Annotated in this window: 21 protein-coding genes and 1 riboswitch; of the genes, 19 read left to right on the top strand and 2 right to left on the bottom strand. The window is 42.5% G+C overall.

What is annotated here, in order from left to right; genetic code table 11:
• Nucleotides 1-69: 69 nt before the first annotated feature.
• The 19 genes from raiA (at nt 70) to NMM25_RS05645 (ending at nt 22,576) form a co-directional block, all read left to right on the top strand.
• Nucleotides 70-618, top strand: coding sequence for a ribosome-associated translation inhibitor RaiA (raiA, locus tag NMM25_RS05740; RefSeq protein ID WP_061419294.1), 549 nt, complete (start codon nt 70-72; stop codon nt 616-618).
• An 81-nt stretch (nt 619-699) separates the two neighbouring features.
• Entirely contained in the window at nt 700-1,878 is a 1,179-nt protein-coding gene (locus NMM25_RS05735; RefSeq protein ID WP_254736249.1) for an acetyl-CoA C-acetyltransferase, read from the top strand.
• A 145-nt stretch (nt 1,879-2,023) separates the two neighbouring features.
• Nucleotides 2,024-3,997: a DHH family phosphoesterase gene (locus NMM25_RS05730; protein WP_254736219.1), complete on the top strand. Its 1,974-nt coding sequence runs from the start codon at nt 2,024-2,026 to the stop codon at nt 3,995-3,997.
• Nucleotides 3,994-4,446: a 50S ribosomal protein L9 gene (gene rplI, locus NMM25_RS05725; protein ID WP_125840553.1), complete on the top strand. Its 453-nt coding sequence runs from the start codon at nt 3,994-3,996 to the stop codon at nt 4,444-4,446. The genes NMM25_RS05730 and rplI overlap by 4 nt, the downstream gene beginning before the upstream one ends.
• A gap of 43 nt (nt 4,447-4,489) precedes the next feature.
• Nucleotides 4,490-5,842, top strand: a complete 1,353-nt coding sequence (gene dnaB / locus NMM25_RS05720; RefSeq protein ID WP_254736218.1) for a replicative DNA helicase — start codon at nt 4,490-4,492, stop codon at nt 5,840-5,842.
• Between the two features lies 1 nt (nt 5,843).
• Nucleotides 5,844-6,119, top strand: a complete 276-nt coding sequence (locus NMM25_RS05715) for a Veg family protein (RefSeq protein WP_001278166.1) — start codon at nt 5,844-5,846, stop codon at nt 6,117-6,119.
• Nucleotides 6,120-6,209: 90 nt separating this feature from the next.
• Nucleotides 6,210-7,319, top strand: a complete 1,110-nt coding sequence (locus NMM25_RS05710) for an N-acetylmuramoyl-L-alanine amidase family protein (protein WP_254736217.1) — start codon at nt 6,210-6,212, stop codon at nt 7,317-7,319.
• 84 nt (nt 7,320-7,403) lie between these two features.
• A complete protein-coding gene (gene polA / locus NMM25_RS05705) occupies nt 7,404-10,037 on the top strand; it encodes a DNA polymerase I (protein ID WP_254736216.1) in 2,634 nt (877 codons plus the stop codon).
• A 102-nt stretch (nt 10,038-10,139) separates the two neighbouring features.
• A riboswitch (TPP riboswitch) is annotated at nt 10,140-10,242 on the top strand.
• Nucleotides 10,243-10,312: 70 nt separating this feature from the next.
• Nucleotides 10,313-10,603, top strand: a complete 291-nt coding sequence (locus tag NMM25_RS05700; protein WP_125840556.1) for a thiamine-binding protein — start codon at nt 10,313-10,315, stop codon at nt 10,601-10,603.
• A complete protein-coding gene (locus tag NMM25_RS05695) occupies nt 10,566-11,324 on the top strand; it encodes an ABC transporter permease (RefSeq protein WP_254736215.1) in 759 nt (252 codons plus the stop codon). The genes NMM25_RS05700 and NMM25_RS05695 overlap by 38 nt, the downstream gene beginning before the upstream one ends.
• Nucleotides 11,325-11,361: 37 nt before the next feature.
• Nucleotides 11,362-12,369, top strand: coding sequence for an ABC transporter substrate-binding protein (locus NMM25_RS05690; RefSeq protein WP_254736214.1), 1,008 nt, complete (start codon nt 11,362-11,364; stop codon nt 12,367-12,369).
• Nucleotides 12,369-13,097: an ABC transporter ATP-binding protein gene (locus NMM25_RS05685; RefSeq protein ID WP_254736213.1), complete on the top strand. Its 729-nt coding sequence runs from the start codon at nt 12,369-12,371 to the stop codon at nt 13,095-13,097. Before NMM25_RS05690 ends, NMM25_RS05685 begins: the two co-directional genes overlap by 1 nt.
• 204 nt (nt 13,098-13,301) lie before the next feature.
• Nucleotides 13,302-15,755, top strand: a complete 2,454-nt coding sequence (locus NMM25_RS05680) for an FctA domain-containing protein (protein ID WP_368406759.1) — start codon at nt 13,302-13,304, stop codon at nt 15,753-15,755.
• A 171-nt stretch (nt 15,756-15,926) separates the two neighbouring features.
• Nucleotides 15,927-16,385, top strand: a complete 459-nt coding sequence (locus tag NMM25_RS05670) for a CtsR family transcriptional regulator (protein WP_001211258.1) — start codon at nt 15,927-15,929, stop codon at nt 16,383-16,385.
• Nucleotide 16,386: 1 nt separating this feature from the next.
• Complete coding sequence (locus tag NMM25_RS05665; RefSeq protein ID WP_254736212.1) at nt 16,387-18,819, top strand: ATP-dependent Clp protease ATP-binding subunit; 2,433 nt, start codon at nt 16,387-16,389, stop codon at nt 18,817-18,819.
• Nucleotides 18,820-18,964: 145 nt separating this feature from the next.
• Complete coding sequence (locus tag NMM25_RS05660) at nt 18,965-20,023, top strand: AAA family ATPase (RefSeq protein ID WP_254736211.1); 1,059 nt, start codon at nt 18,965-18,967, stop codon at nt 20,021-20,023.
• Between the two features lie 9 nt (nt 20,024-20,032).
• Complete coding sequence (pnuC, locus tag NMM25_RS05655; RefSeq protein WP_254736210.1) at nt 20,033-20,812, top strand: nicotinamide riboside transporter PnuC; 780 nt, start codon at nt 20,033-20,035, stop codon at nt 20,810-20,812.
• Between the two features lies 1 nt (nt 20,813).
• Nucleotides 20,814-21,587 carry an NUDIX hydrolase gene (locus NMM25_RS05650; protein WP_254736209.1) on the top strand — a complete coding sequence of 258 codons (774 nt, stop codon included), beginning with the start codon at nt 20,814-20,816 and terminating at the stop codon, nt 21,585-21,587.
• A gap of 305 nt (nt 21,588-21,892) precedes the next feature.
• Entirely contained in the window at nt 21,893-22,576 is a 684-nt protein-coding gene (locus tag NMM25_RS05645) for a hypothetical protein (RefSeq protein WP_049518850.1), read from the top strand.
• A 64-nt stretch (nt 22,577-22,640) separates the two neighbouring features.
• Here NMM25_RS05645 and dusB read toward each other — a convergent pair whose 3' ends face one another.
• Together dusB and hslO are read right to left on the bottom strand one after the other, a co-directional pair.
• On the bottom strand, nt 22,641-23,621 hold the full coding sequence (dusB, locus tag NMM25_RS05640) for a tRNA dihydrouridine synthase DusB (protein ID WP_254736208.1): 981 nt from the start codon (nt 23,619-23,621) through the stop codon (nt 22,641-22,643).
• Entirely contained in the window at nt 23,608-24,480 is an 873-nt protein-coding gene (hslO, locus tag NMM25_RS05635) for an Hsp33 family molecular chaperone HslO (protein ID WP_254736207.1), read from the bottom strand. The genes dusB and hslO overlap by 14 nt, the downstream gene beginning before the upstream one ends.
• Nucleotides 24,481-24,608: the final 128 nt, after the last annotated feature.

Below are 24,608 nucleotides of genomic sequence, written 5' to 3'. Positions count from 1 at the left end.
TGCAAAATGAAAATGAAAGCGTTATAATATAGTTAGAAAAACAAAAATGTTTAGAAAGAAGGTACTTATATGATTAAATATAGTATCCGTGGTGAAAACCTAGAAGTAACAGAAGCAATTCGTGATTATGTAGTTTCTAAACTCGAAAAGATTGAAAAGTATTTTCAACCTGAGCAGGAGTTGGATGCACGTGTGAACTTGAAAGTTTACCGTGAGAAAACGGCAAAGGTTGAAGTAACAATTCCACTTGGATCTATCACTCTTCGCGCTGAAGATATTTCTCAAGATATGTATGGTTCTATCGATCTTGTAACAGATAAAATTGAACGTCAGATTCGTAAAAATAAAACTAAAATCGAACGTAAGAATAAAAATAAAGTTGCGACAAGTCAACTCTTTACAGATGCTCTGGTTGAAGATGCAGATGTTGTGCAACCCAAAGTCGTTCGTTCAAAACAAATTGATTTGAAGCCAATGGATTTAGAAGAAGCGCTTCTTCAAATGGATTTATTGGGACATGATTTCTTTATCTATGTAGATGTAGAAGATCAAACAACTAATGTTTTGTATCGCCGTGAAGATGGTGAAGTCGGTTTACTAGAAGTCAAAGAATCATAAAATAGAATGTTTAAAGTGGTTTACACCAGTGTAAACCACTTTTGTATTGCGTTATTATAAAAGGTATAAATGGGGACAGTTATGAAAGACGTGGTGATTGTTTCAGCAGTGCGAACTCCAATAGGCTCCTTTGGAGGAAGTTTGAAGAATGTTTCAGCTGTTGATTTGGGAGCTTTGGTTATTAAGAGTGCTTTAGAAAAAGCCAATGTCAAACCAGAGCTAGTAGACGAAGTGATTATGGGGAATGTCCTAGGCGCTGGTTTAGGGCAAAATGTGGCTCGCCAAATGAGCATTCATGCGGGACTTCCGGAATCTGCACCAGCATTTACCATCAATAAGGTTTGTGGTTCCGGTTTGAAGGCAGTGCAGTTGGCTGCTCAAGCGATTCAATGTGGCGATGCAGATATTATCGTAACTGGTGGTGCAGAAAACATGAGTCAGGCTCCATACGTTTTGCCAAGCTTTCGTTGGGGCGGCCGTATGGGAGATTCAAAAGTGGTAGATACCATGATTAAGGACGGTTTGTCTGATGCCTTTAATGAATACCATATGGGGATTACAGCTGAAAATGTGGCCGAAGAATATGGTGTCAGTAGAGAAGAGCAAGATGCTCTTGCTTTAGAGTCACAAAAACGAGCAGTTGCAGCTATAGAATCTGGACACTTTAAAGAAGAGATTGTGCCAGTTGTCATTCCTCAACGCAAAGGCGATCCTATCGTTTTTGATACAGATGAATATCCTAGAAAAGATGTTAGCTTGGAGAGCCTGTCTAAGCTAGGTCCGGTTTTCAAAAAAGACGGTTCTGTCACAGCGGGAAATGCTTCCGGTATCAATGACGGAGCAGCCGCTGTCTTGATGATGAGTGCTGAAAAAGCGGAAGAATTAGGGCTTTCAGTGATTGCCCGCATTCGTTCGTATGCAAGTGCAGGTTTGGATCCTAAGATGATGGGATGTGGACCGATTTATGCGACTCGCAAGGCTCTTGAAAAAGGCAATTTGACAGTTGAAGATCTCGACTTGATTGAGTCAAATGAAGCTTTTGCTGCTCAGGCTTGTGCGGTTGGTAAAACACTTGGTTTCAACACAGATATTGTTAACGTCAATGGTGGCGCCATTGCTCTTGGTCACCCAATTGGGGCTTCCGGTTGCCGTATCCTAGTTACGCTGGTACATGAGATGATGAAACGTGATGCTAAAACTGGCTTAGCAACTCTCTGTATCGGAGGAGGGATGGGGACTGCCCTTATCGTGGAACGTTAGGTGTTAGTGTTCTGAACACGTGGGTAGGAGGGTGATGATTCCCTCCTCTTTTTGTGTCTGAAGTTAGAGAAATGAAGGGCTTGCATCTTTTAAAAGGTCGCTTTTTAAGGGTTTTTGTGATATAATAATGCGCAAGAGGTTTAGAATGAAAAAAAATAATTTAATCCCGTTTTCTGCGGTCTTGCTAGGACTTGCAACTTTCGGAATCTTAACTTTGCTGATTATTTTTTCACATAATCTTGCTGTAACAATCACTGTTTTGTTTTTATTTGTACTGCTTTATTTGCTTTTGTTTGTATGGCAAAAAAAACAGTATGAAAAGAGCGAAATTGAACAAATCCAATATGTAAATCACCAAGCTGAAAATAGCTTGAGTACTTTGCTTGATCAAATGCCGGTGGGAGTCCTGAAATTAGACTTATCAAGTGGAGAAGTAGAATGGTTTAATCCTTATGCTGAGTTGATTTTGACAAATGAAGAAGGGGAAATTGATGTTGAGTTAATTCAAGCCATCATCAAGGCTTCTGTTGGGAATCCTGGTTCGTATGCTACCTTGGGCGAAACACGATATGCTGTCCATATGGACAAGGTTTCAGGCGTTTTGTATTTTTTTGATGTTTCTGGGGAGTACGAAGCAACTGTCGAATTGGTAACTAGCCGTCCAGTCATTGGGGTCATCTCAGTGGATAATTACGATGATTTGGAGGATGCGACGTCTGACTCTGATATCAGCCATATCAATAGCTTTGTAGCTAATTTTGTTTCAGAATTTGCTAGTAAGTATGCTATGTTTTCTCGCCGTGTGGGGATGGATCGTTTTTATTTATTCACAGATTATACAGTACTCGAGGAATTGATGAATGATAAATTCTCTGTTATTGATACTTTCCGAGAAGAATCAAAACAGAGGCAACTAGCCCTAACTTTAAGTATGGGATTTTCTTATGGTGATGGAAATCATGAAGAGATAGGGAAAATTGCCTTGCTCAACTTGAACTTAGCAGAAGTTCGCGGTGGTGACCAGGTGGTGGTCAAGGAAAATGATGAGACCAAGAATCCAGTCTACTTCGGTGGAGGAACTGCTGCGTCTATCAAACGTACTCGTACACGTACGAGAGCCATGATGACAGCCATTTCTGATAAGATTCGAAGTGTTGACCAGGTTTTTGTAGTCGGTCATAAAAATCTAGATATGGATGCCTTGGGCTCTGCTGTCGGTATGCAGTTGTTTGCAAGTAATATTATTGAAAACAGTTACGCTGTCTATGATGCAGATAAAATGTCAGCAGATATCGAGCGTGCTATCCAGTTCTTAAAGAAGGAAGATACTACGAAACTCTTATCTCTTACAGATGCGATGAAGCTAGTTACAAGCCGTTCGTTATTGATTTTAGTGGATCACTCAAAGACGGCTTTGACCTTGTCAAAAGATTTTTATGATTTGTTTACTCAAACCATTGTTATTGACCACCATAGACGTGATCAGGATTTCCCTGAGAATGCAGTCATCACCTATATTGAAAGTGGGGCAAGTAGTGCGAGTGAGCTGGTCACAGAATTGATTCAGTTCCAAAATTCTAAGAAAAATCGTTTGAGTCGTATGCAGGCTAGCGTACTGATGGCTGGAATGATGCTGGATACCAAGAACTTTACATCTCGCGTAACGAGTCGGACCTTTGATGTGGCTAGCTACCTGAGAACACGGGGAAGTGACAGTATTGCTATTCAGGAGATTGCTGCGACAGATTTTGAAGAGTATCGTGAGGTAAATGAACTCATTTTACAAGGTCGTAAGCTAGGTTCAGATATCTTGATTGCCCAAGCTAAGGACTTAACCACTTATGACACCGTTGTTATCAGTAAGGCTGCTGATGCTATGTTGGCTATGTCTGGCATTGAAGCCAGCTTCGTTCTGGCAAAAAATACACAAGGATTTATCTCTATCTCGGCTCGAAGCCGTAGTAAAATCAATGTGCAACGCATTATGGAAGAGTTAGGTGGCGGAGGCCATTTTAATCTAGCGGCTGCGCAAATCGAGGATATGAGTCTGTCAGAAGCAGGAGAAAAATTGACTAAACTAATCTTGGATGAACTAAAGGAAAAGGAGAAAGAAGAATGAAAGTAATCTTTTTAGCAGATGTTAAAGGAAAAGGAAAAAAGGGCGAAATCAAGGAAGTGCCAACTGGCTATGCTCAAAACTTCCTGATTAAAAAGAATTTGGCCAAGGAAGCGACTGCTCAAGCAGTGGGCGAGTTGCGTGGAAAACAAAAATCAGAAGAAAAGGCTCATGCTGAAATGATTGCTGAAGCAAAAACCATCAAGGCTAAGCTTGAAGCAGAAGAAACGGTTGTAGAGTTTGTTGAAAAGGTTGGACCAGATGGCCGTACATTTGGCTCCATCACTAACAAGAAAATTGCAGAAGAATTGCAAAAGCAATTTGGTATCAAGATTGACAAACGCAATATTCAAGTGCAAGCACCAATTCGAGCAGTAGGTTTGATTGATGTACCAGTGAAGATCTATCAAGATGTTACAAGTGTCATCAATCTTCGTGTAAAAGAAGGTTAAGTTTACAACTTCTTGACAAGATTGTAAAAGGAAGGAAAGTCGGATGGCAGAAGTAGAGGAACTGCGAGTTCAGCCTCAGGATATTTTGGCAGAACAATCTGTTCTGGGGGCTATTTTTATAGATGAGAGTAAGCTCGTTTTTGTCCGAGAATACATTGATTCTCGTGACTTCTTTAAATATGCTCATCGATTGATCTTCCAAGCGATGGTAGATTTGTCGGATCGTGGGGAAGCGATTGATGCGACGACAGTTCGGACGATTTTGGATAGCCAAGGGGATCTCCAAAATATTGGTGGCTTGTCTTACCTTGTCGAAATTGTCAACTCTGTACCAACTTCAGCCAATGCAGAGTATTATGCTAAAATTGTAGCCGAAAGGGCTATGCTACGTCGCTTGATTTCCAAGTTGACAGAGTCTGTCAACCAAGCCTATGAGGCTTCTAAGCCTGCAGATGAAATCATCGCTCAAGCTGAAAAGGGACTCATTGATGTTAGCGAAAACGCCAATCGTAGTGGTTTCAAGAACATCCGTGATATTCTTAATATTAACTTTGGGAACCTAGAAGTTCGGTCACAACAAACAACGGATATCACAGGTATTGCAACGGGCTACCGTGATTTGGACCATATGACGACAGGTCTCCATGAGGAGGAGTTAATCATCCTAGCGGCGCGACCAGCGGTTGGTAAGACAGCCTTTGCCTTAAATATTGCTCAGAACATTGGGACTAAGTTGGACAAGACGGTAGCTATCTTTTCACTGGAAATGGGTGCGGAAAGTCTAGTAGACCGGATGCTAGCGGCCGAAGGCTTGGTGGAGTCTCATTCTATCCGTACGGGTCAATTGACTGATGAGGAGTGGCAAAAGTATACTATTGCCCAAGGAAATCTAGCCAACGCGAGTATCTATATCGACGATACACCAGGGATTCGGATCACGGAAATTCGTTCGCGCTCACGTAAACTGGCTCAAGAAACAGGCAATCTAGGCTTGATTTTGATTGACTACCTACAGCTTATCACAGGAACTGGTCGTGAGAACCGCCAACAAGAAGTCTCTGAAATTTCTCGTCAGTTAAAAATTCTAGCTAAGGAGCTAAAAGTTCCAGTCATTGCTCTTAGTCAGTTATCTCGTGGAGTGGAACAGCGTCAGGATAAGAGACCAGTCTTGTCTGATATTCGTGAATCGGGTTCTATCGAGCAGGATGCGGATATTGTAGCTTTTCTATACCGTGACGATTACTACGATCGTGCGGGTGAAGAGGAGGAAGGAATTCCAAATAACAAGGTTGAGGTTATCATCGAGAAAAACCGTAGTGGAGCTCGTGGAACGGTGGAATTGATTTTCCAAAAAGAATACAATAAATTTTCAAGTATCTCAAAGAGGGAGGCATAAGATGTCAGATGCATTTACAGATGTAGCCAAGATGAAAAAAATCAAAGAAGAGATCAAGGCGCATGAGGGACAAGTCGTTGAAATGACTTTGGAGAATGGCCGTAAGCGCCAAAAAAATCGATTGGGTAAGCTAATTGAGGTTTATCCATCTCTATTTATCGTTGAATTTGGGGATGTTGAGGGAGATAAACAAGCTAATGTTTACGTTGAATCCTTCACCTACTCAGATATCTTGACAGAAAAGAACTTGATTCGCTATCTAGACCAAGAATCCTAAAATGAAGTGAGCTTTGCTCACTTTTTTCTTTTTCTCCCGAATAGTATAAACGAGGGTAACCTCGGAAATTTATATTATTAAGGAGAATGAATGACGTTTTTTAAATCAGGAGTTAAGAAGAGTAGATATACTCAGTTGGGTGTAGGGCTGGCTACTTTGTTCGTTACGAGTACCTTTTTGTTTGGTGGGGAATCGGTTCAGGCTGACAGTGTAGCGCGTGGAGATGACTATCCGCTTCACTACAAAAATGGTAGTGTTGAAATCGATCAATGGCGGATGTATTCTCGCCAGTGTACGTCTTTTGCGGCCTTTCGTTTGAGTAGTGTAAATGGCTTTGAGATTCCTCCTGCCTACGGAAATGCAAATGAATGGGGACATCGTGCAAGGCGAGAAGGCTACCGTGTGGATACTAAGCCAGAAGTTGGGGCTATTGCTTGGTCGACAGAAGGTTATTATGGGCACGTGGCCTGGGTATCAAATGTGTCAGGGGATACGATTGAGATCGAAGAGTATAACTATGGTGTTCGAGAAAAGTATAACCGTCGAAAAGTCAAGGCTAGTTCGATGACAGGTTTTATTCATTTTAGGGATTTATCTGCTAGCCATAGTGCGGGTGAGAATGCTCGTAGCTCAGAGCTTCCGTCCAGTGGGACAATAGTATTCACGGGGAAATCGCCGATTATGGACCAACCGTCAAGTACAGGACAGGTTATTGACTACTATTATGCTGGTGAGAGTGTGAGTTATGATCAGGTTATTGAAAAGGATGGATATAAGTGGCTCAGTTATCTATCCTACAGTGGTGCTAGAAGATATGTGCAGTATGCAGAGTTAAGCAATACAGAGAAAGGCTGGAAAAAAGAAGGAGGGAGTTGGTATTACCGAGAGAATGGTAAGCTAGTGACAGGATGGAAAAAAGTTAACAACAATTGGTATCATTTAAAGGAAAATGGGGCCATGTCAACTGGCTGGATTAAGGATGGCTCTCACTGGTATTATCTAAAGGCATCAGGGGAGATGCAGACAGGTTGGCTCAAGGAAAATGGAACATGGTACTATTTGGAAAGTTCAGGGGCTATGAAGTCTAGTCAGTGGTTCCAGGTAGGCGGAAAATCTTACTACGTCAATGCTTCAGGGGCTTTAGCAGTGAATACTACAGTGGATGGCTATCGAGTGGATAGTAATGGAGCTAGAATCTAGAAAGAATATAAAAAAGAGAACTTCACTACCATTTGCCTATTCTTTCCGATGGTATTTTTCCTTGCTTTCCTTTATAATGGGTGTATGGACAAGAAAAAATTATTATTAATTGATGGATCTTCAGTTGCTTTTCGAGCTTTTTTTGCGCTCTATCAGCAGTTGGATCGTTTTAAAAATGCTAATGGCCTTCATACCAATGCAATCTATGGCTTTCAACTCATGTTGAATCATGTCTTGGAGCGGGTTGAGCCCAGTCATGTTTTGGTAGCCTTTGATGCAGGCAAGACGACTTTCCGAACAGAGATGTATGCAGACTACAAGGGTGGCCGTGCTAAAACTCCAGATGAGTTTCGTGAGCAATTTCCCTTCATTCGTGAGTTGTTAGACCACCTTGGGATTCGCCACTATGAGTTGGCCCAGTATGAAGCGGATGATATCATCGGGACCCTAGGTCGTTTGGCTGAGAAGGATTCTTTTGATGTGACAATCGTTAGCGGAGATAAGGATTTGATCCAGTTGACGGACGAGCATACGGTGGTCGAGATTTCCAAGAAAGGTGTGGCTGAGTTTGAGGCCTTTACGCCAGACTATCTCATGGAAAAGATGGGCCTCACGCCAGCTCAGTTCATTGATCTTAAGGCCCTCATGGGGGATAAGTCTGATAATATCCCTGGTGTCACGAAAATCGGTGAAAAGACGGGTATCAAGCTCTTGCTGGAGCATGGTTCGCTTGAGGGTATTTATGAAAATATCGATGGGATGAAGGCTTCTAAGATGAAGGAAAATCTCATCAATGACAAGGAACAGGCCTTTTTATCGAAAACACTAGCGACCATTGAGACTCAGGCACCGATTGAGATTGGACTAGATGATTTGGTCTATAATGGCCCAGATGTGGAAAATCTCGGGAAATTCTACGATGAGATGGGCTTCAAACAGCTCAAACAAGCTTTAAATGTGTCATCAACGGATATGCCTGAAAGTTTAGATTTCACTATCGTTGACCACGTCAGTCAAGACATGCTGAGCGCAGGCTCTATCTTCCACTTTGAACTCTTTGGTGAGAACTACCATACAGATGACTTGGTTGGTTTTGCCTGGTCCTGCGGGGATAAACTTTACGCCACAGACAAACTTGAGCTCTTGCAGGAGCCGTTTTTCAAGGAATTTTTAGAAAAAACACCTCTGAAAGTGTATGACTTTAAGAAAGCGAAGGTTCTTTTAAATCGCTTGGGTTTGAATCTGCAGGCTCCTGCTTTTGACAGTCGTTTGGCAAAATACTTACTCTCAACAGTCGAGAACAATGAAATCTCAACTATTGCGAATCTCTATGGCCAGACTTATCTGGCTGATGATGAGACTTTCTACGGTAAGGGGGTCAAGAAAGCTATCCCTGAGAGAGAGAAATTCTTGGAGCATTTGGCTCGTAAGGTTGCTGTATTGGTTGAAACAGAGCCGGTTTTACTTGAAAAACTCAGTGAACATGGACAGTTAGATCTTCTCTATGACATGGAGCAACCTCTGGCTTTTGTCCTTGCTAAGATGGAAATTGCTGGTATCAAGGTCAAAAAAGAAACTCTGCTTGAGATGCAGGCTGAAAATGAGCTTGTTATTGAAAAACTGACTCAAGAGATTTACGAGTTGGCTGGTGAAGAGTTTAATATCAATTCTCCTAAGCAGTTGGGTGTGCTTCTCTTTGAAAAGCTCGGTCTTCCTCTAGAATACACCAAGAAAACCAAGACAGGTTACTCGACAGCAGTGGATGTGCTGGAGCGTCTGGCTCCTATTGCACCGATTGTCAAGAAAATCCTCGACTACCGTCAGATTGCTAAGATTCAATCCACCTATGTGGTTGGTTTGCAGGATTGGATTTTGGCTGATGGCAAGATTCATACTCGATATGTGCAGGATTTGACTCAGACTGGGCGTTTGTCTAGTGTAGATCCAAACTTGCAAAATATCCCTGTTCGCTTGGAACAAGGCCGTCTCATTCGCAAGGCCTTTGTACCTGAGTGGGAGGATAGCGTGCTACTCAGCTCGGATTATTCGCAGATTGAATTGCGCGTTTTGGCCCATATCTCTAAAGATGAGCACTTAATTAAGGCCTTTCAAGAGGGAGCAGATATCCATACCTCGACGGCCATGCGGGTCTTTGGAATTGAACGTCCTGAGGATGTGACTCCAAACGACCGTCGTAATGCCAAGGCGGTTAACTTCGGAGTGGTTTATGGGATTTCAGACTTTGGCTTGTCTAATAATCTGGGCATCAGCCGTAAGGAGGCTAAAGCCTACATTGACACTTACTTTGAACGCTTCCCAGGTATTAAAAACTACATGGATGAGGTGGTGCGTGAGGCGCGTGATAAGGGCTATGTAGAGACCCTCTTCAAGCGTCGTCGTGAGTTGCCAGATATTAATTCACGAAATTTCAATATTCGTGGTTTTGCAGAGCGGACTGCCATCAACTCCCCTATTCAGGGTTCGGCAGCAGATATTCTTAAGATTGCTATGATCCAGCTAGACAAGGCTCTAGTTGAAGGTGGCTATCAGACCAAGATGCTGTTGCAAGTGCATGATGAAATCGTACTTGAAGTTCCGAAATCAGAACTAGCAGCCATCAAAGATCTGGTGAAACAAACCATGGAAGAAGCCATCCAACTCAGTGTTCCCCTTATCGCAGATGAAAATGAAGGGGCAACCTGGTACGAGGCTAAATAAGAAAACTATGATAGAGTTTGAAGCATTTGCCTTCAAACTCTTTTCAAGATTTTCTGTAAGCAGTTTCCTTGACTTTTCCTTGTATTTGCGTTATCATATGTCCATATAAGATATGGGAGTCTGTGTACAGTCTGAGAGGAAGTGTTAAACTTCGACCGCACCTGATCTGGGTAATGCCAGCGTAGGGAACGATACTTAGCCGAATTCTGCACCTTTTCCATATATGGAAGGGGTTTTCTTTTTGTCAAAAGGAAACCTGAGAAAAGGAGGTTTTTATGAAAGCAAGCATTGCCTTGCAAGTCTTGCCCCTATCACAGGGGATTGATCGAATTGCTACTATCGATCAGGTTATTGCTTATCTGCAAGCTCAGTCCGTGACCATGGTGGTGACACCATTTGAAACGGTCTTGGAAGGGGAGTTTGATGAACTCATGCGCATTCTCAAAGAAGCGCTTGAAGTGGCCGGGCAGGAGATAGATAATGTCTTTGCCAATGTCAAAATAAATGTAGGAGAGATTTTGAGCATCGATGAGAAACTTGAAAAGTATACTGAGACGACACATTAGTCTGCTAGGATTTTTGGGTGTCTTATCTCTTTGGCAGGTAGCAGGTTTCTTAAAACTCCTACCAAAGTTTATCTTGCCGACACCACTTGAAATCCTTCAGTCTTTTGTTCGTGACAGAGAATTTCTCTGGTACCACAGCTGGGCAACCTTGAGAGTAGCTATACTCGGTTTGGTGTTGGGTGTCTTGATAGCCTGTATCATGTCCGTCCTTATGGATAGTCTGGGCTGGTTAAATGACCTGATTTACCCAATGATGGTGGTTGTCCAGACCATACCGACCATTGCCATAGCGCCTATTCTGGTTTTGTGGCTTGGTTATGGAATCTTGCCCAAGATTGTCTTGATTATCTTGACGACAACTTTTCCTATCATCGTCAGTATTTTGGATGGATTTAGGCATTGTGACAAGGACATGCTGACCTTGTTTAGTTTGATGCGAGCAAATCCTTGGCAAATTCTCTGGCATTTTAAAATCCCTGTCAGCCTGCCCTATTTTTATGCAGGTTTGAGGGTCAGTGTCTCCTATGCCTTCATCACAACAGTGGTATCTGAGTGGTTGGGAGGCTTTGAAGGACTAGGTGTCTACATGATTCAGTCCAAGAAACTGTTTCAGTATGATACCATGTTTGCCATTATTATTCTGGTGTCGATTATCAGTCTTCTAGGTATGAAGCTGGTCGATATCAGTGAAAAATATGTGATTAAATGGAAACGTTCATAGAATAAGAATGTTTCAAAAAAGAAAAGAGGAAATAAAAATGAAGAAAACATGGAAAGTGTTTTTAACGCTTGTAACAGCTTTTGTGGCTGTCGTGCTGGTAGCTTGTGGCCAAGGAACTGCTTCTAAGGACAATAAAGAAGCAGAAGTCAAGAAGATTGACTTTATCCTAGACTGGACGCCAAATACCAACCACACAGGACTTTATGTAGCCAAGGAAAAAGGTTATTTCAAAGAAGCTGGAGTGGATGTTGATTTGAAATTGCCACCAGAAGAAAGCTCGTCTGACTTGGTGATCAATGGTAAGGCACCATTTGCAGTGTATTTCCAAGACTACATGGCTAAGAAATTGGAAAAAGGAGCAGGGATTACTGCCGTTGCAGCGATCGTTGAACACAATACATCTGGAATCATCTCTCGTAAATCTGACAATGTCACCAGTCCAAAAGACTTGGTTGGCAAGAAATACGGAACTTGGAATGATCCAACGGAACTGGCTATGTTGAAAACCTTGGTAGAATCTCAAGGTGGAGACTTCGAAAAGGTCGAAAAAGTACCAAACAACGACTCAAACTCCATCACACCAATTGCCAATGGCGTCTTTGACACTGCTTGGATTTACTACGGTTGGGATGGTATCCTTGCCAAATCTCAAGGCGTAGACGCTAACTTCATGTATTTGAAAGACTATGTCAAGGAGTTTGACTACTACTCACCAGTTATCATCGCTAACAACGACTATCTGAAAGACAACAAAGAAGAAGCTCGTAAAGTTATCCAAGCTATCAAAAAAGGCTACCAATATGCCATGGAACATCCAGAAGAAGCTGCAGATATCCTCATCAAGAATGCTCCCGAACTCAAGGAAAAACGTGATTTCGTTATCGAATCTCAAAAATACTTGTCGAAAGAATACGCAAGCGACAAGGAAAAATGGGGACAATTTGACGCTGACCGCTGGAATGCCTTCTACAAATGGGACAAAGAAAATGGTATCCTTAAAGAAGACTTGACAGATAAAGGCTTCACCAACGAATTTGTAAAATAATGACAGAAATTAGACTAGAACACGTAAGCTATGCCTATGGCGATGAAAAGATTTTAGAAGATATCAACCTGCAGGTGACTTCAGGTGAAGTAGTTTCTATCCTGGGACCTAGTGGTGTTGGAAAGACCACCCTCTTTAACCTAATCGCTGGGATTTTAGAAGTCCAGTCTGGGCGAATTATCCTTGATGGCGAGGCAAATCCTAAGGGGCGCGTGAGTTATATGTTGCAAAAGGATCTCCTCTTGGAGCACAAGACAGTCCTTGGCAATATTATCCTGCCCCTCTTGATTCAAAAGGTGGATAAGGTAGAAGCCATTGCCCAAGCGGATGAGATCCTTGCGACCTTCCAGTTGACAGCTGTACGGGACAAGTATCCTCACGAACTCAGTGGAGGGATGCGTCAGCGTGTAGCTTTGCTCCGGACCTATCTTTTTGGGCACAAGCTCTTTCTTTTGGATGAGGCCTTTAGTGCCTTGGATGAGATGACCAAGATGGAACTCCACGCTTGGTATCTTGAGATTCACAAGCAGTTGCAGCTGACGACCTTGATTATCACGCATAGTATCGAAGAGGCCCTCAATCTCAGTGACCGCATCTATATCTTGAAAAACCGCCCCGGGCAGATTGTTTCAGAAATTAAACTAGATTGGTCTGAAGGTGAGGACAAGGAAGTCCAAAAGATTGCCTATAAGCGTCAAATATTAGCAGAATTGGGATTAAATACGTAGCCTTTTAGGAAATTAGTATATATTAAATCCAAGCGAAATCCTTGCTTGGATTTAATTGTTTCAAAGCTGATGAACATGCATGATTAGGCTTAATATTTAAAGAAATGGTAAGTTAATATAAAAATAATTAAATTTTAGTTGACATTTTGTAATGGAACTGTATAATACAATTGAACCATTATAGACAATAGGGAGGATAATGTGGTGAAAAAGAGAACTAGTAAACTCTTTCATGGCTTGATGGCCTTGCTACTGGTTGTGTCGGTCTTTTTGCCTGCACTTAAAGTTAGCAATGTTGTTAAAGCGGAGGAACTACCAGCGAGCAGTTACACAATGAAGACTGTTTCAAAAATCAACAATAACAAACTTGTTGATGGCGCTAAGTACGGGGAAGGTAAATTCTATCTTCAACCAACTTATAGTTTCCCCAACGAAGTAACCCTCAAAGATGGGGATTACATGGTGTATCATGTTCCAAACGAATTTAAAATTGAAAAAGATTCTGTTACGGAATTGAAAGCACCAGATGGGCAAACAACTATTGCTGAATTGACAACTAGTAGAGCAGATAACACAGCTACTGTCAAAGTGACAAATGCTGCTTACTTTGCTAATTTGTCAGAGAACAAGGAGATTACTGCCCTGTTTACAGTCGTTTGGGCAGATAGTGTTAAATTAAACACTCCTTATCAAATTGATATCCCAGGTGACCAAGTTTATACTTTGACTCGTATCGTCCCAGATGATGACCCAACTGGATTTACTAAATGGGGAGTTCAAGACTCAGACGATCCTAACTATGTAAACTGGCGTATCCGTGTTAACCGCTATGCAAAATCTTACACAGGGGTTAAACTAGAAGATACTATTCCAGAAGGACAAGTTCTTGCGAGTGAAATTACTGGTTACTACTTTACTGAGTGGAACAAAGCTGAAGCTCGTCCAAAACTAGAAGCTGCCCATATCAACGTTGTTGATGGAAATCACTTTACAATCACTCCAAACGGTGATGGTACAATGGACGGACAAGGTCTCTATATCCTATATAAAACTCGTCTAACTGCTCTAGTTGACAATGCAACTAAAAAAGCATTTAACGATGTAAAAGCGACAACCGATCAAGAAACATTTGATGTTCATGGATTTGCTCCTTTGACAACTACAGAAGGTATCGGTTCAGGTGCGAAGTCTGATGAGGTTGAATTCCAAGTTAAGAAAAAACTTGAAGGAAAAACTCTTGAGGCAGATGCATTTACTTTCCAATTGATTGCTCCAGATGGTTCTGTAACTGAAGCTAAAAACGATGCTGAAGGAAATGTTAAATTCCCAGCAGTTAAATTCTCTAATGAAGGTACATTCAAATACCAAATTAAAGAAGTAAATGACAACAAACCTGGCTATACATACGATGATTCAGTGCTTGAAGCAGAAGTTACTGTAGCAAACGTGTATGGTCAAAAGATTGCAAGTGTTAAATATAAAGATTCTAAGAAAGAATTTACAAACACATACGCTGCTAAAGAAGCAAAACTTCAACTTGAAGCTAAGAAAGTCTTGAACGGTAAAGCTATCGAGGCTGGCCAATTTGAATTTGAGTTGAAAGAAAACGGAACAGTTCTCCACACTGTTTCAAACGATGCAAACGGTAAGATTCAATTCCCAGAACTTACGTTCACAAAAGAAGAAACTCGTACATTCACTATCGCTGAAAAAGCAGGTGTGACATACGATACTGCTAAACACGAAGTAACAGTAAACGTTACAGATAATGGACAAGGTGAACTTGTTGCAGATGTAAAAGACAACAACCCAACCTTCACCAATACTTACAAAGCAGCTACAACAACAGCTACTATCACAGCTACTAAAGTCTTGAACGGTAAAGCTCTAGAAGCTGACAAATACGAATTCGAACTTAAAGAAGGTGACAAAGTCGTTGCGACAGCTAAAAACGCAGCAGACGGTACTGTTACTTTCCCAGCAATCAGCTATGATGCTGCAGGCCCTCACACTTACACAATTACTGAAAAAGCAGGTAGCGAAGCAGGTGTGACATACGACACTGCTACACATGAAGTGACAGTTGCAGTTGTTGATAACGGTGCAGGCGAACTTGTTGCGACTGTAACTGACAACAACCCAACCTTCACCAACACTTATGTTGCATCTTCAACACAAGTAACTTTCACAGCTAAGAAAGTCTTGGAAGGTAGTAAAAAACTTGTAAAAGATCAGTTTAAGTTTGAACTTAAAGAAGGTGACAAAGTCGTTGCGACAGCTACAAATGCCGCCGACGGTACGGTTACTTTCGAAGCAATTGATTTCGCAAAAGCAGGTGTCTACACTTACACTATTACTGAAGTAAAAGGTAACGAAGAAAATGTGACATACGATACAACTGAACATAAAGTGACAGTTGAAGTCGTTGACAACGGTGCGGGTCAACTTGTAACAACAGTTAAAGGTAACAACCCAACCTTCACTAACAAGTATACTGAACCGAAAAAAGAAGAACCTAAGGAAGATCCTAAGGGTGAACAGCCTAAGGGAGATTTGCCAAACACTGGTGGAGCAGACTTTACAGCATTCTCTACTATTCTTGGTCTAGTTCTTGCAGCTTTGGCAGGACTTGTATACCGTGCTAAAAAAGTTGACTAATCTCAACTTTGAATAACTAAAAAAGATGGTGACCGTTTTACGGTCCCATCTTTTTGTTTTGGATAGTTTATAATAATCTTCGCAACTTGCTCCCTTTTCCTTTAAAAAAATCAAAAATTTCGGTATAATAGTCAAAGATAGTCAAGGTTCAAAGAAGGAGTTTGATTTACTATGAGATTTAAAAATACATCAGATCATATCGAAGCCTATATCAAGGCGATTTTAGACCAGTCTGGTATCGTGGAATTGCAACGGAGCCAGTTAGCAGATACCTTCCAGGTTGTACCGAGTCAGATTAACTATGTCATCAAGACCCGCTTTACGGAAAGCAGAGGTTACTTGGTTGAGAGCAAGCGTGGTGGCGGAGGCTACATTCGCATCGGACGGATTGAGTTTTCCAATCATCATGAGATGCTACGCGATTTGCTTTACTCGATTGGTGAGCGAGTTAGTCAGGAGATCTATGAGGATATTCTCCAGCTTTTGGTGGAGCAGGACTTGATGACCAAGCAGGAGATGACCTTGCTGACTTCAGTAGCAACGGATCGTGTCCTAGGGGAAGAATCCTCAGTTGTCCGTGCCAATATGCTCCGACAGCTATTACAAGAGGTAGATAGAAAAGAGAAGTAAGATGAACTATTCAAAAGCATTGAATGAATGTATCGAAAGTGCCTACATGGTTGCGAGCCATTTTGGAGCCCGTTACCTAGAGTCTTGGCATTTATTGATTGCCATGTCTAATCACAGTTACAGCGTGGCAGGTGCGACTCTAAATGATTATCCTTATGAAATGGACCGTTTAGAAGAGGTTGCGTTGGAACTGACTGAAACGGACTATAGCCAGGACGAAACCTTTACGGAATTGCCCTTTTCCCATCGTTTGGAGGTCCTCTTTACAGAAGCAGAGTATGTGGCCTCAGTGGTCCATGCTAAGGTGCTAGGGACAGAGCATGTCCTCTATGCGATTTTGCATGACGGCAATGCCTTGGCGACTCGCATCTTGGAGAGAGCAGGCTTCTCTTATGAAGACCAGAAAGATCAGGTCAGAATTGCTGCTCTTCGTCGCAATTTAGAGGAACGTGCAGGTTGGACAAGAGAAGATCTTAAGGCTTTGCGTCAACGCCATCGCACAGTAACTGACAAGCAAAATTCCATGGCCAATATGATGGGCATGCCTCAAGCTCAAAGTGGCGGCTTAGAGGATTATACTCATGACCTGACGGAGCAAGCGCGTTCTGGCAAGTTAGAGCCAGTTATCGGTCGAGACAAGGAAATCTCACGTATGATTCAAATCTTGAGCCGTAAAACCAAGAACAATCCTGTCTTGGTTGGTGATGCGGGTGTCGGGAAAACAGCTCTAGCACTTGGACTTGCCCAGCGTATTGCTAGTGGGGATGTACCAGCTGAGATGGCAAAGATGCGTGTTCTAGAGCTTGATTTGATGAATGTCGTTGCAGGGACACGTTTTCGTGGTGACTTTGAAGAGCGCATGAACAACATCATCAAGGATATCGAGGAAGATGGCAAAGTGATCCTCTTTATCGATGAACTCCACACCATCATGGGTTCTGGTAGCGGTATTGATTCGACTCTGGATGCAGCCAATATCTTGAAGCCAGCCTTAGCTCGTGGAACTCTGAGAACAGTTGGTGCAACCACTCAGGAAGAATACCAAAAACACATCGAAAAAGATGCAGCTCTTTCTCGTCGTTTTGCAAAAGTGACGATTGAAGAGCCAAGTCTAGCTGACAGTATGACTATTTTGCAAGGTTTGAAAGCTACCTATGAGAAACACCACCGTGTGCAAATCACAGATGAAGCCGTTGAAACAGCTGTCAAGATGGCGCATCGATACTTGACCAGTCGTCACTTACCAGACTCTGCCATCGACCTCTTAGATGAAGCAGCAGTAACAGTGCAAAACAAATCCAAGCAAGTGAAAGCAGACGAATCCGACTTGAGTCCAGCTGACAAGGCCCTGATGGATGGCAAGTGGAAACAAGCTACCCAGTTAATCGCAAAAGAGCAGGAAGTCCCTGTCTATAAAGACTTGGTAACAGAATCTGAAATTTTGACTACCTTAAGTCGCTTGTCAGGGATTCCAGTCCAAAAACTGACGCAAACGGATGCTAAGAAGTACCTTAACCTTGAAGCAGAACTGCATAAACGTGTCATCGGTCAAGATCAAGCTGTTTCAAGCATTAGTCGTGCGATTTGCCGCAATCAGTCAGGGATTCGCAGTCATAAACGTCCAATTGGTTCCTTTATGTTCCTAGGGCCGACAGGAGTCGGTAAGACCGAATTGGCAAAGGCTCTGGCAGAAGTTCTCTTTGATGACGAATCAGCCCTTATCCGCTTTGATATGAGTGAGTATATGGAGAAATTTGCGGCTAGCCGTCTCAATGGAGCTCCTCCGGGTTATGTGGGCTACGAAGAAGGTGGGGAGTTGACTGAGAAGGTTCGCAACAAACCATACTCCGTTCTTCTATTTGACGAGGTAGAAAAGGCCCACCCAGATATCTTTAATGTCCTCTTGCAGGTTCTGGACGACGGTGTCTTGACAGATAGCAAGGGACGCAAGGTGGACTTTTCAAATACCATTATCATCATGACGTCAAACCTTGGTGCGACGGCTCTTCGTGACGATAAGACGGTCGGCTTTGGCGCTAAAGACATTCGTTTTGACCAGGAAAATATGGAGAAACGAATCTTTGAAGAGCTGAAAAAAACTTATCGACCAGAGTTTATCAACCGTATTGATGAAAAGGTGGTCTTCCATAGCTTAGATAACAAGCACATGCAAGAAATTGTCAAGATTATGGTGAAACCATTGATTGCTAGCCTGGCAGAGAAAGGTATCGACTTGAAACTGCAAGCTTCGGCACTGAAGTTGCTAGCTAGTCACGGTTACAATCCAGAAATGGGAGCTCGCCCACTTCGTAGAACACTGCAAACAGAAGTGGAAGACAAGTTGGCAGAACTCCTTCTTAAGGGGGAACTAGTAGCAGGCAAGACCCTCAAGATTGGTGTCAAAGCAGGTCAGTTAAAATTTGATATTGCTTAAAAATGGAGAGTCAGGAGCAATCCTGATTCTTTTTTGCTACTTTTTTATAAAAAACGATAAAAAACTATTGACAAAACAAAAATATAGTATATAATAAAAACATAGAAAATAAAAATATCAAAAATTATAAAAAGGTAAAACGTTTATGAAAAAGAAAACAGCAGTGGTATTTGGGACCTTTGCCCCTCTTCATCAGGGTCATATCGATCTGATCCAGCGAGCGAAGCGTCAGTGTGACCAGGTCTGGGTAGTCGTGTCAGGCTACGAGGGAGACCGAGGGGAGCAGGTAGGTTTAAGTCTTCAAAAACGATTTCGCTATATCCGAGAGGCTTTTCGTGATGACGAATTGACCTCTGTCTGCAAGCTGGATGAGACCAACCTTCCCCGTTACCCTATGGGCTGGCAGGAGTGGTTGGACCAGATGTTAGCGGAGATTTCCTATGATGAAACCCAGCAAGAACTGATCTTCTTTGTGGGAGAAGAAGAATACCAGCAAGAACTAGCTAAACGTGGATTTGGCACCGTCTTGCAAGAAAGAAAGTTTGGTATCTCAGCGACTATGATTCGAGAAAATCCAAGCAAATATTGGAAATACATCGCTCAACCCTTCCGTCGTCAGTTTACCAAGAAAGTCTTGATCATGGGAAGTGCTAGTAATGGGAAGACCACTCTGGCCAAGGATTTGGCAAGATATTACGATGCGCCCGTTAGTCTGGAATACGCGCGGGAGTACCAGATCAAAAACAATGTCCGCGACGATGAATTGACTCCAAAGGATTACTATTATCTCCTGTTGGGACAGTATGACCAGACCTCTAAGTTAATCGATAGTAATGCCAATCGAGGCCTTGTGATAGCCGATACCAACTCCTTGGTAACCAAGGGCTACTATGACTATTACATGGAGACTGAGGACCAAGAGGACTTATCAGGAGAAACCTTTGACAATCTCTTTGCCTCTATCTTGGCCAAGGAAAAATGGGATTTGATTCTCTTTGTGCAGCCTGTTGGCTCCTATGTCAATGACGGATTTAGAGATATGACCATGGCAGAAGACCACATTCGCTACAGTTTTTCCCAGCATTTGGACCAGATGAGAGAGCGATATTTAACTAATATTCCGTTAGTTTATCTAGCTGAGGATTATCTAGGAAATTATGAAGCAGCCAAAGTGGCTATCGATACCATTTACCAAGCAGATTAGGAGAAAATTATGAAAACCGTAACTAAAAAAATCACACAATTTATCGAAAACTTTAACAATGTCCATTCTGAAGCCCGTAAGATTGGTTTTGCAGGAATCATGCGCTTGCTATGGAAAGATCTCTTTGTCGGCCGTAGCCTTTTCCAGTGGTTGTATCTCATCGCCTTGTCGAGTGTTCCTTTAATCTTGGAATTCACTCAAAATACGGAAAGTCATGACTGGTTGAGCTTGTTTGCATCCTGGACTGGGATTGTCTGTGTTATCTTGGTAGCAGAAGGGCGTGCAAGCAATTATCTCTTTGGGGCCATTAACTCGGCTATCTACTTGATCTTGGCCATGAACGCGACTTTTTATGGAGAAGTTTTGACGACCGTTTACTTCTTTGTCATGCAGCCGATTGGTCTCTATGCTTGGTTGTCCAATCGTATCAATGAACAGGAAAAACCAGAAGAATCCCACTTTGAAGCTAAGAAATTATCTGTTCTTGACTGGCTCAAGTACTTAGCCTTGACCGCCATTATCTGGATTGGTATGGGCTTGGCTTACCAAAGTATCAATAGTGCTCGCCCTTTCCGTGATAGTGTTACCGATGCGACCAATGGTGTTGGTCAGCTCTTGATGACACGTCTTTACCGCGAGCAATGGATTTTCTGGATTGCAACCAATCTCTTTAGTATCTACCTCTGGTGGGGTGAAAATATCCACATCCAAGGGATGTACTGGGTTTACACACTCAACAGTCTAGTGGGATGGTACCAATGGACTAAGGCAGTTCGAAAGGAGGCATAAGATGGCAGATACGATGATTCCAGCCGGGATGACGGAAAAAGAATATTATGAAATCCATGCTAGTCAGGAGGAGTTTTTAGACTGGTACTACAAGCAGGAACTCCCTCAATATGAAAAACCAAGTGTGACGGTGGATATGGTGGCCTACTGCTTTGTCGAAGGGAAAATCAAACTCTTGCTAATCCGTCGCAAGGCTCACCCTTATCAAAACTGTTTAGCCTTGGTTGGAGGCTTTATGGACAAGGGAGAAGATGCTGCACATGCCTGTCAGCGCGAGGTGAGAGAAGAAGTCAATCTCGATCTACCTTTGGAGAAAATCGAGCAATTAATGACCGTATCGACTCCCGAGCGTGATCCACGGGGGTGGACAGTGACCATTGCCCACTTAGTGTACCTACCTAGTCGTGCATTAGACCTCGTTCAGGCAGGTGATGATGCCAAGGATGTCGTTTTCGTAGATGTCGATTTTCAGACAGGCAAATGCTACCTAGATGGAGTCGAGCTGGAGGAGCAAGCCTTCGCCTTTGACCATTATGCTATTATCCAAGAATCCATCAAACGAATTCAAGGCCGTCTCGACTGGAATCCGACCTTCCTTTATCTGTTGGAGGAGGAGTTTACTGTCTACGAAGGGACTGAACTGGTCAATCTTATCAACCCCGGTCGCCCAATCGTCAGCAATAACTTTCTCGTAAAATACGGAGAATATGTAGAAGAAGTCGGACTCAAACGAGTACCCAAAAAGAAACCAAGAAAAACCTATCGATTGAAATAAAAAACGAGGCCGGGAACTTTTCCCGACCTTTTTATTTGCAATTATTAGATGTTTTTATCCGATTTCAATAGTATTGAAGCCCTTTATCTAAAAAGATGCAAGCGATTACACAAAAGCGATACAAAAAATAGGACTCTAATCTAAGAAATTTTCTATTTTTTCGTTTCAATTACGAATAGAAATAGTAGAGAGAAATTTTTTTAAAATAGTTTCTCTAAATAGTTGACAGATTCAAAGCCTAATGTTACAATTATATTACAAAAAGATTTCTTAACATTTCAAAGATGTTACAAAGGAGTAGAAAAATGAAAAAGAAAACCTATATCAAATTGATGGCAGCGACTGTATTGGCTTCTACCTTGCTACTGGGAGCTTGTGGAAATAAAAACGAAACCACTCAAAGCAGCAGCTCTGCAAAAACAAGTCAATCATCAAGTTCTAAAGCAGCTTCTTCTAGCAAAGAAAGCAAGACTCAAAAATCTTCAAGCTCAGCTTCATCAGAAAAGGCTCAGGCATCTTCTGGTCAGTCTTCTACAACGCCAGATCAGTCACAAGCGAAACCAGCACCTGAATCAAGACAGGAACAAGCAGCTCCTAGTCAACAAGCCCCTTCTCAGGCTCCATCAACTCAGCAAGGCTCTCAAGCCCAGTCTAACCAGTCAGGCTATGATCCAACAACTGACCGCAAACTTCAAGACAAGCAAGCTGAACACAACAAACGCTATAAGGGTGTTTTAACCATGGTCGATGGTGATTTCTCAGCAGCAGCAGGCAACTGGAAGGGAGCGAATGGCGAAACTATTACAGTTTCATCAGGAGGCCAATTTACAGTAGAAACTGCAGATGGAAAGAAAGAAAACTATTCTATTAGGGGCTACTCTTACACTCTTGATGATGGCAAGTATAATGCCAAAATCGGTGGAGGAAAAATCATCCAAATTACAACAGGTGCGGATGGTAAAGTTTCAAGCGTTGCCTTGATTCAATAATAATATTTAGGTTTTCCTAGAATCTAAAAAACCGTAAACTCCAAGCGAGTTACGGTTTTTTCTATTATGCTTTGTTTAATTGCAAGAGGGCTTCAATCTCTGCTAGGGTGTTAGCTTGTGAAATGGCTCCACGAAGTTTGGCAGCGCCAGATGTTCCCCGGAGGTAGTGAGGAGCGAGACCGCGGAATTCACGAACGGCTACGTTTTCTCCTTTGAGGTTAATCAAGCGTTTCAAATGTTCGTAGGCAATTTTCATCTTGTCTTCAAAAGTCAAATCAGGGAGTATTTCTCCAGTTTCAAAGTAGTGATTGATTTGGTTAAAGAGGTAAGGATTTCCCATGGCTACGCGACCAATCATGACAGCGTCAGCCCCGACTTCTTCGATACGCTGTTTGGCTTCTTGGACCGTACGGATATCACCATTTGCGATAAATGGAATCTTGGTCAAAGCTTGAGCAACCTTGTGAAGAGTCTCAAGGTCTGCGTGACCTGTGTACATTTGTTCACGGGTACGGCCGTGCATAGCGAGGGCAGAGACACCTGCAGCCTCAGCAGCGAGGGCATTTTCCACGGCTAGGGATGGATCAGACCAGCCAGTGCGCATTTTGACAGTGAGGGGGATATCAAGGACAGATTGGACCTTGTTGATAATAGAGTAGATCTTGTCTGGATCCTTGAGCCACATAGCGCCAGCTTCGTTTTTCACGATTTTGTTAACTGGGCAGCCCATGTTGATATCGACGATATCAGTCTTGGTGTTTTCTTGGATAAATTCTGCAGCGCGTGCGAGGCTGTCTTCGTCGCTACCAAAGAGTTGGATAGAAACGGGGTTTTCGCCTTCATCGATGTGAAGCATGTGTAGAGTTTTTTCGTTGTTGTATTGGATTCCTTTGTCAGAGACCATTTCCATGACAACAAGTCCAGCTCCGAGCTCTTTTGCGATGGTACGAAAGGCTGAGTTGGTGACACCAGCCATGGGTGCTAAAACGGTACGATTGGGAATCTCAACATTGCCAATCATAAAAGGTGTATTAAGATTTGTCACGAATGAGTTCCTCCAGGTCGTTTTCATCAAAGTTATAAGTTGTTTGGCAGAATTGACAAGTGATTTCTGCCCCGTGGTCTTCCTCTTTCATTTCTTCAAGGTCTGAATTTGGAAGGCTGGCAAGAGCGTTCATAAAACGGTCTTTGCTGCAGTCACATTGGAAACGAATTTCTTCTTCAGATAGACGTTTGTAGGATTCGTCACCATAGATAGCCTTGAGGAGGGCTTCGATATGGTCATCGCTTTCTAGAAGGGTTGAGATGGCTGGCATTTCTTGGATGCGTTTCTCAAAGCGGGCAATCTCTTCGTCTTTGGCTCCTGGTAATACTTGGAGAAGAAAACCTCCGGCAACTTTGACCTTGTCTTCCTCATCCAAAAGAACATTGAGCCCGACTGCTGAAGGGGTTTGTTGACTTTCAGTCAGGTAGTAGGCTAAGTCTTCACCGATTTCCCCAGAGATGAGGGGAGTCATGGAGTTGTAGGGATTTCCAGTACCATAGTCTGTGATAACGAGGAATTGACCGTTTCCAACAAAAGGTCCAACAAGGACTTCACCCGTTGCAGTCTTTTTGATGTCAACACCTGGATTTTGAACGTAGCCTTTGACGTTGCCCTTGGTATCTGCGACCGTGATGATGGCACCGAGAGAGCTTGTTCCAAGAACTTTAACCGTTAGTTTGGTATTTCCTTTTTCATTAGCTGCGAGAATTTGGCTAGCGATAAGGGTGCGACCAAGTGCGACGGTTGAACTGGCTTGGGTTTGATGTTTTTCTTGAGCAGTGCGGACGGTTTTAGTGCTATCAAGGACAAAAGCACGAAAGGCTCCGCTTTCTGATATAGTTTTAATAATTTTATCCATAGCTACTATTTTAGCATAAAAATGCCCAAAGGGGGAGTTGTGTGTTTGCTGTTTCTGTGGAATAATGACGAGGAAATCAACCTTAAAATAAAATGAGAAACAGATTATTTCAGCATTTGAAAGATTTA

Origin of the sequence: Streptococcus sp. CF10-1, assembly GCF_024295825.1 — a bacterium.
Lineage (GTDB): Bacteria > Bacillota > Bacilli > Lactobacillales > Streptococcaceae > Streptococcus.
Note: the sequence above shows the minus strand (reverse complement) of the source record. Positions and strands in the feature narration are given on the sequence as shown.

Bases quoted from the DNA above. Each gene is read 5' to 3' on its own strand.
- NMM25_RS05665 (WP_254736212.1), top strand. From the start codon at position 16,387: ATGAACTATTCAAAAGCATTGAATGAATGTATCGAAAGTGCCTACATG.
- dnaB (WP_254736218.1), top strand. From the start codon at position 4,490: ATGGCAGAAGTAGAGGAACTGCGAGTTCAGCCTCAGGATATTTTGGCA.
- raiA (WP_061419294.1), top strand. From the start codon at position 70: ATGATTAAATATAGTATCCGTGGTGAAAACCTAGAAGTAACAGAAGCA.
- NMM25_RS05650 (WP_254736209.1), top strand. From the start codon at position 20,814: ATGGCAGATACGATGATTCCAGCCGGGATGACGGAAAAAGAATATTAT.
- rplI (WP_125840553.1), top strand. From the start codon at position 3,994: ATGAAAGTAATCTTTTTAGCAGATGTTAAAGGAAAAGGAAAAAAGGGC.
- NMM25_RS05670 (WP_001211258.1), top strand. From the start codon at position 15,927: ATGAGATTTAAAAATACATCAGATCATATCGAAGCCTATATCAAGGCG.
- polA (WP_254736216.1), top strand. From the start codon at position 7,404: ATGGACAAGAAAAAATTATTATTAATTGATGGATCTTCAGTTGCTTTT.
- NMM25_RS05690 (WP_254736214.1), top strand. From the start codon at position 11,362: ATGAAGAAAACATGGAAAGTGTTTTTAACGCTTGTAACAGCTTTTGTG.
- hslO (WP_254736207.1), bottom strand. From the start codon at position 24,480: ATGGATAAAATTATTAAAACTATATCAGAAAGCGGAGCCTTTCGTGCT.
- pnuC (WP_254736210.1), top strand. From the start codon at position 20,033: ATGAAAACCGTAACTAAAAAAATCACACAATTTATCGAAAACTTTAAC.
- NMM25_RS05735 (WP_254736249.1), top strand. From the start codon at position 700: ATGAAAGACGTGGTGATTGTTTCAGCAGTGCGAACTCCAATAGGCTCC.
- NMM25_RS05695 (WP_254736215.1), top strand. From the start codon at position 10,566: ATGAGAAACTTGAAAAGTATACTGAGACGACACATTAGTCTGCTAGGA.
- NMM25_RS05645 (WP_049518850.1), top strand. From the start codon at position 21,893: ATGAAAAAGAAAACCTATATCAAATTGATGGCAGCGACTGTATTGGCT.
- NMM25_RS05730 (WP_254736219.1), top strand. From the start codon at position 2,024: ATGAAAAAAAATAATTTAATCCCGTTTTCTGCGGTCTTGCTAGGACTT.
- NMM25_RS05715 (WP_001278166.1), top strand. From the start codon at position 5,844: ATGTCAGATGCATTTACAGATGTAGCCAAGATGAAAAAAATCAAAGAA.
- NMM25_RS05700 (WP_125840556.1), top strand. From the start codon at position 10,313: ATGAAAGCAAGCATTGCCTTGCAAGTCTTGCCCCTATCACAGGGGATT.
- NMM25_RS05660 (WP_254736211.1), top strand. From the start codon at position 18,965: ATGAAAAAGAAAACAGCAGTGGTATTTGGGACCTTTGCCCCTCTTCAT.
- NMM25_RS05710 (WP_254736217.1), top strand. From the start codon at position 6,210: ATGACGTTTTTTAAATCAGGAGTTAAGAAGAGTAGATATACTCAGTTG.
- NMM25_RS05685 (WP_254736213.1), top strand. From the start codon at position 12,369: ATGACAGAAATTAGACTAGAACACGTAAGCTATGCCTATGGCGATGAA.